10 protein-coding genes are annotated in these 15,676 nt (G+C 65.6%); 7 read left to right on the top strand and 3 right to left on the bottom strand.

Annotated elements, in window-relative coordinates; translation table 11 throughout:
- Positions 1-121: 121 nt before the first annotated feature.
- The 7 genes from NKH54_RS21620 to NKH54_RS21590 all read left to right on the top strand — a co-directional run bounded on the left by NKH54_RS21620 (position 122) and on the right by NKH54_RS21590 (position 12,443).
- Entirely contained in the window at positions 122-2,686 is a 2,565-nt protein-coding gene (locus NKH54_RS21620) for a sensor histidine kinase (RefSeq protein ID WP_023672300.1), read from the top strand.
- An 8-nt stretch (positions 2,687-2,694) separates the two neighbouring features.
- Positions 2,695-4,206: a tRNA (adenosine(37)-N6)-threonylcarbamoyltransferase complex ATPase subunit type 1 TsaE gene (gene tsaE, locus NKH54_RS21615; RefSeq protein ID WP_353028841.1), complete on the top strand. Its 1,512-nt coding sequence runs from the start codon at positions 2,695-2,697 to the stop codon at positions 4,204-4,206.
- A 14-nt stretch (positions 4,207-4,220) separates the two neighbouring features.
- The gene (locus NKH54_RS21610) at positions 4,221-4,925 is read left to right on the top strand and encodes a nucleotidyltransferase family protein (RefSeq protein WP_353028862.1); all 705 of its coding nucleotides are present in this window, start codon (positions 4,221-4,223) and stop codon (positions 4,923-4,925) included.
- Complete coding sequence (gene addB / locus NKH54_RS21605; RefSeq protein WP_353028840.1) at positions 4,922-8,059, top strand: double-strand break repair protein AddB; 3,138 nt, start codon at positions 4,922-4,924, stop codon at positions 8,057-8,059. Before NKH54_RS21610 ends, addB begins: the two co-directional genes overlap by 4 nt.
- Positions 8,056-11,574: a double-strand break repair helicase AddA gene (gene addA / locus NKH54_RS21600; RefSeq protein ID WP_353028839.1), complete on the top strand. Its 3,519-nt coding sequence runs from the start codon at positions 8,056-8,058 to the stop codon at positions 11,572-11,574. Before addB ends, addA begins: the two co-directional genes overlap by 4 nt.
- A 73-nt stretch (positions 11,575-11,647) precedes the next feature.
- A complete protein-coding gene (gene trxA, locus NKH54_RS21595; protein ID WP_023672297.1) occupies positions 11,648-11,971 on the top strand; it encodes a thioredoxin in 324 nt (107 codons plus the stop codon).
- A 190-nt stretch (positions 11,972-12,161) separates the two neighbouring features.
- Positions 12,162-12,443, top strand: a complete 282-nt coding sequence (locus NKH54_RS21590; RefSeq protein ID WP_023672296.1) for a cupin domain-containing protein — start codon at positions 12,162-12,164, stop codon at positions 12,441-12,443.
- Between the two features lie 438 nt (positions 12,444-12,881).
- On the opposite strand, the gene NKH54_RS21585 is transcribed toward NKH54_RS21590, so the two are convergent.
- The 3 genes from NKH54_RS21585 to accD all read right to left on the bottom strand — a co-directional run bounded on the left by NKH54_RS21585 (position 12,882) and on the right by accD (position 15,642).
- Positions 12,882-13,301 (bottom strand): VOC family protein, encoded by a 420-nt coding sequence (locus NKH54_RS21585; RefSeq protein ID WP_023681395.1) that lies wholly within the window; start codon positions 13,299-13,301, stop codon positions 12,882-12,884.
- A 26-nt stretch (positions 13,302-13,327) separates the two neighbouring features.
- Positions 13,328-14,653 (bottom strand): bifunctional folylpolyglutamate synthase/dihydrofolate synthase, encoded by a 1,326-nt coding sequence (locus tag NKH54_RS21580; RefSeq protein WP_023672293.1) that lies wholly within the window; start codon positions 14,651-14,653, stop codon positions 13,328-13,330.
- 62 nt (positions 14,654-14,715) lie between these two features.
- Positions 14,716-15,642, bottom strand: a complete 927-nt coding sequence (accD, locus tag NKH54_RS21575) for an acetyl-CoA carboxylase, carboxyltransferase subunit beta (RefSeq protein WP_023672292.1) — start codon at positions 15,640-15,642, stop codon at positions 14,716-14,718.
- Positions 15,643-15,676: the final 34 nt, after the last annotated feature.

Here is a 15,676-nt window from a genome sequence, read left to right as displayed (position 1 = left end):
GGGAAGCGGTTTTCGGAAAAGATCATGCCCTTTAGAAAAGAGTTAGGTCAGAAGGGCGTTTCCATCAAACGTGATCCTGATCTAGGCGGTCTTGCATTCAGGCGGCGAAGAGGACCAAGGCATGCCGGGGGAAAACCCGCCTCGCGCGGGATCGGCCGTTTCCGGCGGCCATGACGATTCCGATAGCAATGGCTCCGTCACGACAGGCGGTGGCCTGAAGAGGCGCGTTGGCGCCCGCACCGCCGGCTTTCTTGCCACCTCAGCTCTTGCCGGCCCGCTCACCTCGTTTGCAGCCCATGCCGAGCCGGCCATTGCGCAGAAGGCCGGACTGTCGGTCAGCGCGGTCGAAGTCATCCAGCTCGCCATGTTCGTCGGCGTCATGGGCGCGGCACTGGTCTCGGCCATCTTCCTGATCCGCGAAAGAGCCCGCACCTCGGCGCAGAATGTCGAACTCAGAGCCCGCATTGCCGACATCAATGCGGCGCTGCAGCGCTCCGAGGCGCTGCTCAATCTGCGTGACCAGCGCGTCATCGTCTGGGCGTCCGAGAACAAGAAGCCGGAGCTGATCGGCACGCTGCCGCTGGAAAGCGGTGCGCCGGACGACCGTGCAGCCTTCCTCGCCTTCGGCCGCTGGCTGATGCCGCGCTCGGCGGCGGCGCTCGAAAATGCCGTCGCTGGTCTGCGCGAGAAAGCGAAACCCTTTGATCTCGTGATCGAATCGCAGGCCGGGGCGCCGCTTGAAGTGCATGGCCGCAAGAGCGCCGCGCATGTGCTGGTGCGCTTCGTCTCGCTGTCGGAAACTCAGAGGAGCCAAGCCAGGCTGAAGATCGAGAACCAGCGTCTGGCCGCCGACTACGAGACCATGATCGGCCTGCTCGACGCCTTGCCGATGCCGGCCTGGCTGCGCGCCACCGACGGGCGGCTGAAATGGGTCAACCGTGCCTATGCCGGAGCGGTCGAGGCACCGAACGCCGAGACCGCCGTGCGCGAAGCCAAGGAATTCCTCGGCGCCCAAGCGCGCGAACAGATCGCCGCGCAGCACAAATCGCGCCCAATCTTCGAACAAACGCTGTCGACAGTGATCGAGGGCGACCGCCGCGTGTTCGCCGTCACCGACTTCGCCGGTGCGGACGGCTCGGCCGGCCTTGCCTGCGACACCAGCGCCACCGAAACCATTCGCGGCGAATATGAGCGCACGGTGCGCAGCCATGCCGACACGCTCGACCAGCTCAACACGGCGGTGGCGATCTTCGATGCCAACGAGAAGTTGCGCTTCTTCAACCAGGCGTTCCAGAAACTGTGGGGGCTGGACCCGGGCTTCCTGCACAGCGCGCCCGACAATGCGCTGCTGCTCGACCGGCTGCGCAGCGAAGGCAAGATCGCCGAGCAGCCGGAATGGCGGCGTTGGAAAGAAGGCCTGCTTGGCGCCTACCGCGCGGTGGAATCGCAAGAGCATTGGTGGCATCTGCCCGACGGCAAGACCATCCGCGTGGTGGCCAACCCGCAGCCGAAGGGCGGCGTGACCTGGGTGTTCGAGAACCTGACCGAGAAGATGGACCTGGAAAGCCGCTACCAGACGGCGGTGCGGGTCCAGGGCGAAACGCTCGACAATCTGGCCGAAGGCGTCGCGGTGTTCGGTCCCGATGGGCGGCTGCGCCTGTCGAACCCGGCCTTTGTCGCGCTGTGGGGACTGAGCCAGGATGTGATCAAGCCCAACGTCCATGTCTCGGCGATCCGCGATCTCAGCGACCAGCGCGCCGTCGACAGCCCGTGGGGCGGGTTCGTCGCCGCCATCACCGGTTTCGACGACGAGCGCCGCGACCGCCATGGCCAGACCGAACTGAAGAACGGCACAGTGCTCAGCTACGCCGTCATCCCGCTGCCCAACGGCCAGGTGATGATGACCTTTGTGGACGTCACCGACAGCGTCAATGTCGAGCGCGCGCTGAAGGACAAGAACGAAGCGCTGCAGAAATCCGACCAGCTGAAGAACGAGTTCGTGCAGCATGTCTCCTACGAGCTGCGCTCGCCGCTGACCAACATCATCGGCTTCACCGAGCTTCTGTCGCTGCCGGCGACCGGGCCGCTCAGCCCAAAGCAGCGCGAATATGTCGAGCATGTCGGCTCGTCATCCTCGGTGCTGCTCACCATCGTCAACGACATACTCGACCTCGCCACCGTCGACGCCGGCATCATGCAGCTCGACATTTCGGAAGTAAGCGTCGAGCGCACCATCGAGGCCGCGGCCGAACTGGTCGCCGACCGGCTGCAAGAGCATTCGATCAAGCTCCGGATCGACGCCGCTGCGGCGCCGAAGAGTTTTCACGGCGACGAGACCCGGGTTCGCCAGATCCTCTACAATCTGCTCAGCAACGCCGCCAATTACGCGCCGGAGGCGAGCACTATCACGCTTGCCTGCCGGCATTTGGAGCAAGGTGTGGAATTCTCCGTCCATGACAACGGCCCCGGCATGCCGCCGGACCTGCTCGATTCGGTGTTCCGCCGCTTCGAGCCGCGCACCAATGGCGGGCGCCGGCGCGGTGCGGGCTTAGGCCTGTCGATCGTCAAGAGCTTTGTCGAGCTGCACGGCGGCAGCGTGCGCATCGAGACCGGCAAGGACAAGGGCACCACCGTCATCTGCACCTTCCCCGATGCACCGTCGGGCATCCGCGCCGCGGCCGAGTAGCGCGCTCGATGACCGTTGTTGTGCTGGAGCGTTTTCTCGCCGACGAGGCTGCGACCGCAAGGCTCGGCGAGGACCTGGCCATGGCGCTGCGGCCGGGCGACGTGCTGGCGCTCAAGGGCGATCTCGGCGCCGGCAAGTCGACGCTGGCGCGGGCCCTGATCAGGGCGCTGGCCGACGATGCCGGCCTCGATGTGCCGAGCCCTACCTTCACCTTGGTGCAAAGCTACGACACGCGCATCCCCGTGCACCATTTCGATCTCTATCGCCTGTCCTCGGCCGGCGAGATGGACGAGCTGGGTTTCGACGAGGCGCTGCTGCAGGGCGCTGCCCTTGTCGAGTGGCCGGAACGGGCGGAGGCCGCTCTGCCCAGGACGTCGATCTGGATCGAACTCGTCCATCAGGGCGAAGGCCGCCTGGCGAAACTATCGGGCCAAGGCGTTGCCTTCGAACGCGTGGCGCGATCGCTGGCGATGCGCGATTTCCTCAAAACGGCCGGTTGGGGCGACGCCGCGCGGCGCCATTTCGTCGGCGACGCCTCGGCGCGCTCCTATGAGATCGTCTCGCGCGCCGGCCTTGCGCCGCGCGTGCTGATGAATTCGCCGCGGCTGGTGCTGGGGCCGCCGGTGCGCGACGGCAAGCCCTATGCCGTAATCGCCCACACCGCGCAGTCGGTCACCGCCTTCGTCGCCATCGACAAGGCGCTGCTGGCGCAAGGTGTCAGTGTCCCAAAAATCCATGCCGAGGATCTCGAGCAAGGGTTTCTGCTGCTGGAGCATCTGGGCTCGGAAGGTTTTCTCGACGGCAATGGTGAGCCGGCGGCCGAGCGCTACACGGCAGCAGCCGAATTGCTGGCCATGATGCATGGCAAGACCTGGCTGCAGCGCATGGAAGCCGTCCCAGGCGTCTTCCACGAGGTGCCGCCCTTCGATCGCGACGCCATGCTGATCGAAGCCGATCTCTTGGTCGATTGGTATGTGCCGATGGTGACCGGCAGCCCGGCAAGCGAGGCTTTACGCGCCGGCTATCACAGGGAATGGAACGCGGTTCTCGATCGGCTGGACACACAGGAATACACGCTGATGCTGCGCGACTTCCATTCGCCCAACATCATCTGGCGCGGTGACCGCAAAGGCCACGACCGCCTCGGCATCGTCGACGTCCAGGACGCGCTGATGGGTCCTGCGGCCTATGACGTTGCGTCGCTGGCCATGGATGCCCGCGTCACCGTTTCGCCCGATATCGAGCAGCGGACCGTCGACGCCTATGTCGCTGCGCGCCAGGTCGCCAGCGGCTTCGACGAGTTCGCTTTCCGTGAGGCCTATGCGATCATGGCGGCGCAGCGCAATTCAAAGATCCTCGGCATTTTCGTGCGGCTCGAAAAGCGCGACGGCAAGCCCTATTATCTCCGACACCTGCCGCGCATCCACGATTATCTCAGGCGGGCGCTGGCGCACCCGGCGCTGGCTCAGCTGAAGGAGTTCTACATGGCACATGGCCTGCTGGAGGAACGGCTCCCGTGACCTTGACCACAGCGATGGTGCTGGCGGCTGGTCTTGGCAAGCGCATGCGGCCGATCACCGACACCATGCCGAAGCCGCTGGTGCGGATCGCCGGCAGGACCTTGCTCGACTGGGGGCTGGACAGTCTCGAAGCGGCCGGCGTCGAGAAAGCCATCGTCAACGTGCACTATCTGCCGGACCAGATCGTCGCCCATATCGCCCACAGGCGGGCGCCAAAGATCGTCATTTCCGACGAGCGCGACGCACTGCTGAATTCGGCGGGTGGCATCGTCAAGGCATTGCCGCTGCTGGGCAGCGACCCCTTCTACATCATCAACGCCGATACGTTCTGGATCGACAGCGGCCAGCCCAGCCTCGAGCGCCTTGCCCTTGCATGGGACGGCGCGAAAATGGATATTCTGCTGATGCTTACCGATCTCGACTCGGCCACCGGACACGGTGTCGGCACGGATTTCCTGATGGCGCCGGATGGCGGCCTGCGGCGCTCGAAAGGCGATCCGGCCGGGTTGATCTATGCCGGAGCGGCAATCGTCAATCCCGCCATCTTCAGGGATGCGCCGGCCGGGGCGCATTCGCTCAACACCCATTTCGACAAGGCAATCGCCTCTGGCCGTCTGTTCGGCATGCAGATGCGCGGAAGCTGGATCACCGTCGGCACTCCCGACGCCATTCCGCAGGCGGAAGCGGCCGCCGCCGACGCTCTCGCGAAGGTGGTATGAGCGGCGCGCGCCGCGTTCTTTCGATCCCGCCCGGAGCGCCATTCCTGCCGACTCTGGCCGAGGCCTTGCTGGCCGGACGGCTGGTGCCCGGCTTCCGGTTCGACGGCGATCCGCTGGCGCTGGCTGATGTCACCATCTATGTGCCGACACGGCGCGCGGCCCGTGCGCTGCGCGGCGCTTTTGTCGACGCGCTTTCGGGACCGGGGGGGAGCCGCCGTTCGGCGATCCTGCCGGTCATCCGCCCGCTCGGAGAGTTCGACGAGGACGAAGCCGCCTTCGACGCCGGCACGCCGACCGAGCTTGAAATGGCGCCGCCGATCGCAGCCATCGAACGCCTGCTGCTACTGGCGCCGCTGGTGCGGGCCTGGAAGCGCACCTTGCCGGCGCATGTCCTTGATATGTTCAACGAAGAGATCGTCGTGCCGGCCTCCGCCGCCGATGCGATCTGGCTAGCGCGTGACCTCGCCCGGCTGATGGACGAGATCGAAACCGAAGGCACGGACTGGACCAGGCTTGCCGATCTGGTCACCGGCAATCTTGCCGGATGGTGGCTTGTGACGCTCGATTTCCTCCGTATCGTCACCGAGGCCTGGCCGAAATTGCTGGAGGAGCGCGACCGCTCCAACCCGGCCGCGCACCGCAATGCGCTGATCCGGCGCGAGGCGAAGCGGCTGGAACGCAACCCGCCCAAAGGCCCGGTGATCGCCGCCGGCTCGACGGGCTCTATTCCCGCCACGGCCGAACTGCTTGCCACGGTCGCCAGCCTGCCCAACGGCGCCGTGGTGCTGCCCGGGCTCGATGGGATGCTGGACGAACCGTCTTTTGCCGCGATTGGGGCGCCCGGTGCGCGGCCGGCACTGCTTGGCCACCCGCAATACGGCATGGCCAAGCTGATCGGCAAGATTGGCGTGCTGCGTGGCGACGTCGAGGAAGTGGTCTCCGCCGAGCCCGCACTGGCGCTCCGCGCGGCCCTTGTCGGCGAGGCGCTGCGGCCGGCCGAGACCACGGAATTATGGGCCGAGACCCGCATACGCTTCAACGCCGTAGACATCGCCGAGGCCTTCGCCGACGTGACGCTGGTCGAAGCCGCCAGCGAACGCGACGAGGCGGCGGCGATCGCCATCGCGCTGAAAACCGCCGTGGAACAGCCGGGACTAAGGGCAGCGCTCGTTACCGGCGACCGCGGGCTGGCGCGGCGCGTCTCGGCCGAGCTGTTGCGCTTCGGCGTGATCGCCGACGATTCCGGCGGCACGCCGCTCGCCAACACGCCTGCCGCCAGCCTGCTGCGGCTCACACTTCAAGCGGTATTCCGGCCCGGCGATCCCGTCGGCCTTTTGTCGCTGCTCAAGCATCCGCTGCTCGGGCTCGGACTTGAGCGCACCGGCGTGCGCCATGCCGCCGAGCTCATCGAACTCGTGGCGCTGCGCGGCGGCACCGGACGCCCCGACATCGCCGCCTTGCCAGCACTGTTCGAGGAGCGTCTCGCCGGGCTGAGCGGGGACAAGCGCCAGCCCTTCTGGTTTTCGCGCCTGAGCGTGCGCGGCATCGACGATGCCCGCGATATGCTGAGCCGGCTTGTGGCGGCGCTGGCGCCGCTGACCGCCTTTCGCGGTGAAGAGAATGCCGATCTCGTCGCGTTGACCAGAGCGAGCGTCGCCGCGCTGGAAAATCTCGGCCGCACGGCGGAGGGCAGCCTGGCTGAATTTTATGCCGGCGACGCCGGCGAGAAACTCGCCGAGCTGCTGCGCGGTGTGGTCGCCGCGTCTGCATCGTTCGACTTCCCGGCCGACGAATGGCCTGATGTGATGGACGCGCTGGTAGCACCGGAAACGGTCAAGCCGGGGCAAGGCACAGACCGCAACATCGCGATATGGGGCGCGCTGGAGGCACGGCTGCAGAGCGTCGACACGCTTGTCATTGGCGGGCTGAACGAAGGCGTGTGGCCACGCAAGCCGGAAAGCGATCGCTTCATGTCGCGGTTGATGAAGACCGGCATCGATCTCGAGCCGCCGGAGCGGCGCATCGGCCTTGCCGCCCACGACTTCCAGATGGCGATGGGGGCGAAAAAGGTGGTGCTGACGCGCTCCGCCCGCGCCAGCGACGCACCGGCGGTGCCGTCGCGCTGGTTGCAGCGCATCCTCACCTTCATCGGCAAGGATCCTGCAGCCGCACTGCGCGGACGCGGCGACGAATTGCTTGCCTGGGCGCGCGCGCTCGATGCCGGCGAGCGGCAGCATTTCGCGCCCCGACCGCAGCCGAAACCGCCGCTGAGCATGCGGCCCACCCACTTCTCGGTGACCGAGATCGAGACGCTGCGCCGCGACCCCTATGCGGTCTATGCCAAGCGTATTCTGAGCCTTCTGCCGCTCGAGCCGGTGATCCGCGACCCCGGCGCGGCCGAGCGCGGCACGCTGTTTCATGACATCCTGCATCTGTTCTCGACAGAGGTGGCGGATCCCCGCGCGCCCGAAGCTCTGGAACGCCTCATCGCTGCCGGCCGGACCTGCTTTGCCGAGATCGCCCTGCCCGCCGACGTCGAGGCTGTGTGGTGGCCGCGCTTCGAAAAGCTTGCCGCCAACATCATCGAATGGGAGCGCGGCCGCGCTCCCGCCGTCGCCCGGCGGCATGCCGAGGAGCGCGCCGAAAAGACCGCTGTCGGCCGCACCGGCGTGACGCTGTCCGGCTATGCCGACCGCGTCGACCTTTTGGCCGGTGGCATGGCCGACATTCTCGACTACAAGACCGGCTCGTCCCCGTCCAAGGCGCAGGCCCACACGCTGCTGGCACCACAGCTGGCGCTCGAAGGGGCGCTGCTCCGGCGCGGCGCCTTCAAGGGGCTTGGCGCGCGCGAGCCCTCCCAGCTCGCATTCGTGCGGCTGAAGCCGAATGGCGAAGTCTTCGAGGAATCCATCCTCGACTACAACCGCCAGCCCCGGACCGCCGAAGACCTCGCCGAGGAGGCTTGGGCGCGGTTGGAAAAGCTGCTGGTCCACTATGCCGATCCGACGACCGGCTATCTGTCGCGGGCGCTGCCTTTTCGCGAGGGCGAGAGCGATGGCGATTACGACCATCTGGCGCGCGTGCTCGAATGGTCGGCCGGTGGCGACAGCGATGACGAGGCGGGGGAGGCATGAAAAAAGCCTATCCCGTCCCGAGCGAAACCGCCGCCAACCAGGCGCGCGCTTCCGACCCGAAGAACTCGGCCTGGGTGTCAGCCAATGCCGGCTCGGGCAAGACGCATGTGCTGGCCCAGCGCGTCGTCCGGCTGCTGCTCAACGGCACCGATCCGTCGAAGATCCTGTGCCTGACCTATACGCGGGCGGCCGCCGCCAACATGTCGAACCGCGTGTTCTCGACCCTGTCGGAATGGACAGCACTCGGCGATGCCGAGCTTGCCACAAAGATTGAGGCGGTGGACGGCCGCCGGCCCGACCGCGACACGATGCGGCGGGCGCGCCGGCTGTTTGCCGAAGCGCTGGAAACGCCGGGCGGGCTGAAAATCCAGACCATCCACGCCTTTTGCGAATCGGTGTTGCACCAGTTCCCGCTGGAGGCCAACATCCCGGCGCATTTCGAAATGCTCGATCCGCAGATGGAGGCCTCGCTGTTCGCCGCGGCGCGACGCGACATGATTTCGGGCACGTCAGCCGGAGACACCGGACTGGCCGAGGCCTTTGCCACCGTGCTGGAGCGCGGCGGCGAACACGGGCTCGACGCGCTGCTCGCCGAAATCGTGCGCAAGCGCGACGGCTTACGCGGCTTCATCGATGCGGTCCGGCGCGACGGCGCCGGCTTTCGTGCCCTGTTCGACGAATTCCATTTTCGCCCCGGGCAGAACGCCGAAGACATAGCGGCATCGGTATGGCCGCTGCCGGGTTTCCTGCTGGACTTCTTTGCAGTGTTCGCCAGTGCCGCCGAGGCCGCCGACGCCCGCACCGTGCTCAACAATCTCTTGCCCTATGCCCGCTTGGCCTTTGCCGAGACGGACCCGACCCGCCGGCTGCAGATGCTCGGCAAAGCCTTTCTCAAGGCCGATGGCGACCCCTATGATCCCTCAAAGTTGTTCAAGAAGGCGCTGCTCGGCCGGCTGCCCGACCTTCCCGAGCGCTATCTGGCGGCCGTCAAGGCGATAACAGAGGTCTCCGACCGGCTGGCGCTGTTCCGGATGCTGGAAGGCACGGTCGCGGCGTTGACCATAGCCGACTGGCTGATCGTGCGGTACGAGCGCCTGAAGCGCAGCCGCGGCTTTCTCGACTTCAACGACCTCATCACCCGCACCGTCAACCTTCTGGCGCGGCCGGATGCCGGACCCTGGGTGCAGTACAAGCTCGACCAGGGTATCGACCACATCCTGCTGGACGAGGCGCAGGACACCAGCCCCGACCAATGGGAGGTGGTGAAGCGGCTGGCGGAGGAGTTCTTTGCCGGCCACGGCCAGCGCGGCACGACCAATCGCACGGTGTTCGCCGTCGGCGACGAAAAGCAGTCGATCTATTCCTTTCAGGGTGCCGCGCCGGATTCCTTCGCCGACAGCCGGCTCTTGTTTTCCGGACGCGTGAACGCCGCCAATGCTTCGTTTGCCGACCTGAAACTGACCTGGTCGTTCCGGTCGACCGACGACGTGCTTGCCGCCGTCGACCGCGTCTTTGCCGATCCGGGCGTGCGGCGCGGCATCAGCCATGACCCCGATCCGCTCGACCATAAGGCGATCCGCAACGACGCGCCTGGCTATGTCGAGGTCTGGCCGTCGCTCGGCGCTGACGCCGTCGAGGAGCCCGACGACTGGACGTTGCCGGTCAACCATGCCAGCGCGCCGGCTGTGCGGGTGGCCGAGCATGTGGCTGCGACCATCGAGGCCTGGCTCAAGGACCGCGAGATCATCGAGGGCAAGGGACGCAGGCTGAGGGCCGGCGACATTCTTGTGCTGGTGCGCAAGCGCGACCGCTTCGTCCATGCGCTGTCGCGCGCGCTGAAGGACCGCGATATTCCCGTCGCCGGCGCCGACCGGCTGAGCCTGCCCGGCCACATCGCGGTCAAGGACCTGATCGCACTCGGCCATTTCCTCATCCAGCCGCAGGATGACCTGTCGCTCGCCGCCGTGCTGCGCAGCCCGGTTTTCGACGTGTCGGAGGAGACGCTTTTTACGCTTGGCGCCGGACGGCCAGCCGGAACATCGCTGATCGCCTCATTACGCCAGCATGCTGGCGACAATACCGCGCTGACCGATGTCGTTGCCCGGCTCGACGGCTGGGCCAACGAGGCGGCGTTCCGGCCGGTGTTCGAATTCTACGCCGGGGTGCTGGCGCGCGACGGCCTGCGCAAGAAGATGATCGCCCGGCTTGGACCGGAAGCCGGCGATATTCTCGACGAGTTCCTGAGTTTCTGCCTGGCCGAGGAACGCACCGGACTGCCGGGGCTGGAAGCCTTTCTGGCGACGCTGGAGAACACCGGTCCGGAGATCAAGCGCGAGATGGACCAGTTGCGCGACGAGGTCCGCGTCATGACCGTGCATGCCGCCAAGGGCCTGGAAGCGCCTGTTGTCTTCCTGGTCGATGGCGGTTCGGCGCCGTTCAGCGACCAGCATCTGCCGCGGCTCATGCCGTTCGACGCTTCGGGCCGCAATTTCGACGGCAAGGGCTATCTCTGGCGCTCGGCCGCCGATGTCGCCAACGGCTTCTCCAAGGCGGCCTCGGCCAGGGCGCGGGAGCTTGCCGACGACGAATACCGGCGGCTGCTCTATGTCGGCATGACGCGCGCCGAGGACCGGCTGATCGTCTGCGGCTATCACGGCAAGCGTCAGCCCAGCACCGGCACCTGGCATTCGATTGTCAGCCGCGCGCTGCTTGCCGCGCCGGAAAGCACGGAGCGCCGCCACCCCGCCAGCAGCGAGCCGGTGCACCGTTTCGTCATGACCAAGCTTCCGCCGGTGGCGCAAGCGGCAGCCGACGAGTCGCGGCTGCCGCAACAGGTGCCGCCGCTGCCGGTGGGCTTGTTCCGGCCCTTGCCGCCTTATGAGGAGCTGCCGCGCCCGCTGTCGCCTTCCGGCGCGTCGGCGCTGATCGACGAGGCCAAGGAAGCTGTTGTCGATACCCGCTCGCCGGTGCTGGACAGCGAGGCGGAGCCGGGCTTTGCGGTGATGCGCGGGCTGGCGCTGCACAAGCTGCTGCAGATGCTGCCCGGTTTTGCCGAAGACGAACGGCAAGGCGCGGCGGCGCAGTATCTCATTCGAGCCGGCGCCGACTGGCCGGAGGCCGAGCGCAACAAGGCGCTGGCTTCGGTGATGGCGATCCTCAGAGATTCGCGTTTTGCCGGGCTGTTTTCGCCGTCGTCCCGCGCCGAAGTTGCTGTGATGGGCAGCCTTGAGGTCAAGGGCAGGCTGCGCTCGATCTCCGGCAAGATCGACCGGCTGGCGGTGACGCCCGGGCGCGTATCGATCGTCGACTACAAGACCAACCGGCCGGCGCCCGCAGGCCTGGCCCAGGTGCCGCCGGCCTATATCTTGCAGCTGGCGCTCTACCGCGCGCTGCTCCAGCCGCTTTACCCCGGCCGCGCGGTGACGGCAGCACTGCTGTTCACCGAGGCACCGAGGCTTATCGAACTGCCGGTGCAAGCGATGGATGACGCCCTTGCCCGACTCACGGGAGCGTGACACAAGTTCTGCTTGAAGAAGGGCTGCTGAACCACCACATTTGGTGCGAGATAAATTTCGAAAGGATTTTCGTATGGCCACCGTCAAGGTCGACAAGAGCAATTTCCAGGCCGATGTGCTCAACGCCTCGCAGCCCGTCGTCGTGGATTTCTGGGCCGAATGGTGCGGCCCCTGCAAGATGATCGGTCCGTCGCTGGAAGAGATCGCCAACGAACTCGGCGACAAGATCAAGATCGCCAAGCTGAACATCGACGAGAACCCCGAGCTTGCCGCCCAATTCGGCGTGCGCTCGATCCCGACGCTGATGATCTTCAAGGGCGGCGAAGTCGCCGACATGAAGGTCGGCGCCGCGCCGAAGACCGCGCTGTCGCACTGGATCAATGGCAGCCTCGCCTGATCTGGCTTTGTTTTGATGCATGTCGTCCTCCCAAAACCGGGACCACTTTTGGGCGACCTGCATTAGTTCCCGAGATCGAAGCCCGGCCCTCGCGCCGGGCTTTTTCTTTGGCGTCATCGCCCGGCCGCCTCTGGCCCTCGCATCGGCGCACTCCATGTCATCTGCTTGAGGCAGGACAGGGAGAAACAGAATGACCGGATCCGCCAAGGCCACCGTCTTCATCGACAATGAGCGCGTCATCGTCACCGAATACCGCTTCCAGCCCGGCGACAACACCGGCTGGCACCGGCATCGCCATGACTACGTCGTGGTGCCGCTGATGGACGGCAAGGTGAAGCTGGTGACCAAGGACGGCGAGAGTTTTGCTGAAATGAAGAAGGGCGCGCCCTACTTCCGCAAGGAAGGCGTCGAGCACGACGTCATCAGCGCCAATGACGGCGAATACGCCTTCATCGAGATCGAGCTGAAATAGGCCTCAGACTGGTGCCGCGGCCGCCGATGTCTATTTAGTTTGAGCCACGGTTTTTTTGGCCTGCCTAGGCTTGCCGGGCTTCCGTCCGGTCGCGGGCTTCAGGACCTGCCCATATCCCTCTATAGCGCCCGTATACACACGATAGAGAAACGTCTCTCGGCTTACGAAATACGCGACACTGGGCTGGCCGGATGCATCATTGGGGCGCGTCGGTCTGTGGGCCACTCGAACAATTGGGTGCGGTGGCTCGATGGCTCCCGGTAACATCACATGATCGCCGACCCGCGGAGCATATTCAAATATCAGCTCCTCCGGCGGGTCGTTGTCGACGGTAACAAGACACTTCACAACCATTCGAGCTTGCCTCCATGCTTGGCCAAGCATATCGGGGCTTCTGCCCGAGGGGCAACCGCCCGATAGATTCCCCGGGCCAAAATACTACCAGTCGGCGATGCGGTCGCCTCCGGTAAATTGCGCGCTTTTTGCGGTGTATTCGAACAGCTCGATCTTCACGCCGTTGGGGTCGCGGATCCAGGCCTGAAAAGTGTCGTCGCAGGCGTGCTTCTTGGCGGTGACGTCGATGCCCTTCGATTTGATATGGGCGATCGCCGCGTCGAGATCTTCGACTTCCAGGCAGAAATGGTTGATCTGGTTCTGCTCGCTGTATGCAGTGCCGTCCTTCTGGAACACCTCGACATGGCTGCGGCCGCCGCAATTGAGGTAGAAGCCGAAGACCTTGTCGTCGCGCAGGAAATTGAACTGCGTGTCGAGGCCAAGCACGTCGCGGTAGAAGCTTCGCGTCGCCTCCAGATCATGCGCGAAGATGCAGACATGGGCGAGTTGCTTGACCTTGATCATGATGGGCTCCTCGCAGTGAAATGGCTTCAGGTTGGCGGCGTGCCGTTTTCGGCCAGCACCGCGCCGGCGAGATATAACGACCCCCCGATCAGGATGCGTGGCGCCGGCCCGTCCCAGGTGTCGCGCAGCAGCATCAGCGCACTGGCGACGGAACTGACCGGTTCGGCCGTGAGGCCGGCTTCGGTCGCCCGCACCGCCAGCTCGTCATTCGGCACGCCGGCATCGCTCATGCTCACCGGCACGGTGTAGACGTGCCGAGCCAGGCCCTTGAAGGCGTGGAAGTAGCCGCTCTGGTCCTTGGTGTTGATCATGCCGGAGATCAGAAACAGCGGCCGCGGGTTCTTTTCCTCCTGCTCGGCCAGCGCCTCGGCAATGACCATGCCGGCGCCCGGATTGTGGCCGCCGTCGAGCCAGATGTCGGCGCCCTTGGGCGCCAGCTCCATCAGCCGGCCCTGTACCAGTTTCTGCATGCGGCCCGGCCATGCGACGCTCGCCATCGCCTTCTCAGTGGCGCGATGACTGATTTCGAAACCGGTGGCCTTGACGGCGGCAATCGCTGCCGCCGCATTGGCGAACTGGTGGCGCCCGGGCAGGCGCGGTGGCGGCAGGTCCATCAGCCCGTCCTCATCCTGATAGACCATGCGGCCGTTTTCCTCGAAGGCGAGAAAATCCTGGCCGTAGACGAAGGTCGGGCAATCCAGCCGCTCGGCGGTTTCGATCAGCACTTGCAGCGCCGTCTCGCTCTCCTGCGCGCCGATGACCACCGGGCAGCCGCGCTTCATGATGCCGGCCTTTTCGGCGGCGATCAGTTCGACCCGGTCGCCGAGATAGGCTTCGTGATCCATCGACACCGGCATGATCACCGACACCGCCGGCCGGGCAACGACATTGGTGGCGTCGAAGCGGCCGCCAAGGCCGACCTCGATGATGGCGGCGGCAGCCGGATGCTCGGAAAACAGGATGAAGGTGACGGCGGTTAGGATTTCGAAGACGGTGATCTTCTGGCCGGCATTGGCCCGGGCGACGCGGGCGATGGCCTCGGCGAAGGTCTCGTCGTCGACCAGCCGGCCGCCGCCCTCGGCCGCCAGCCGGTAGCGCTCGGCCCAGTTCACCAGATGCGGCGAAGTGTGGACATGGACAAGGTGGCCGCCGGCTTCGAGCAGCGCGCGCGAAAAGGCCGCGCACGAGCCCTTACCGTTGGTGCCGGCGATATGGATGACCGGCGGCAGCCGCTCCTGCGGATTGCCGAGGCGTTCGAGCAGCCTTGTGATGCGGTCGAGCGAAAGGTCGAAGCCTTTCGGATGCAGCGCCATCAGGGCTTCGATTTCACGATCTGCGGCAAGCGTTGTCATGAGCGAATCCTACGCATGCGCGCAGGTGCACGCAATCGCGGTTTGCGGCCAGAAATGTCGCGTCAGGCTTGCGGGCGGGCTTCCGTCGGGATGACCGACGGCGGCAGGATTTCCGGCTCCAGCGGCTTTTGCTCCTGCGGCAGTTTGAGCAGGATTTTCAACAGCCGTGAAATCGTCTCGCGCAGTTCCAGCCGCGACACCACCATATCGACCATGCCGTGCTCCATCAGATATTCGGAGCGCTGGAAACCGTCCGGCAGTTTCTCCCGGATGGTCTGCTCGATGACGCGCGGGCCGGCAAAGCCGATCAGCGCGCCGGGCTCGGCAATGTGGACGTCTCCCAGCATGGCGTAGGAGGCGGTAACGCCGCCGGTGGTCGGGTTGGTCAAGACGACGATGTATGGCAGGCCGGCTTCCTTCAGCCGGTCGACGCCGATCGTGGTGCGCGGTAACTGCATCAGGGACAGAATGCCTTCCTGCATGCGCGCGCCACCGGAGGCGGCAAACAGGATCAGCGGCCGCTTGCGCTGCAAGGCGACCTCGAAACCGTGCACAATGGCGTCACCCGCGGCCATGCCGAGCGAGCCGCCCATGAAGGCGAAATCCTGCACCGTCACCACAACCGGCAGGCCTTTGACCGTGCCCAGCGCGTTGATGATGGCGTCTTCCAGGCCGGTCTTGGCCTTGGCGTCCTTCAGCCGGTCCGTGTAGCGCTTCTCGTCGCGGAACTTGAGCGGGTCCTGCATGACCTTGGGGTTCTCAAGCTGCTCGTATTTGCCGTCGTCGAGGAAGAATTTCAGCCGTTCCTTGGCCGAAATCTTCATGTGATGGCCCGATGACGGGATGACGAACTGGTTGGATTCCAGGTCCTTGTGAAACACCATCTCGCCGGTCTCGGGATCCTTGATCCAGAGATTCTCGGGCATGTCGGTGCGCCGACCGAGCATCGAATTGATCCTCGGGCGAACGTAATTGGTGATCCAGTTCATCGCTTCGGCTCCTGTCCTGACGAAGAGTTGGCTC

The organism is Mesorhizobium sp. M1004 (assembly GCF_040318795.1).
Classification (GTDB): domain Bacteria; phylum Pseudomonadota; class Alphaproteobacteria; order Rhizobiales; family Rhizobiaceae; genus Mesorhizobium.
Note: the sequence above shows the minus strand (reverse complement) of the source record. Positions and strands in the feature narration are given on the sequence as shown.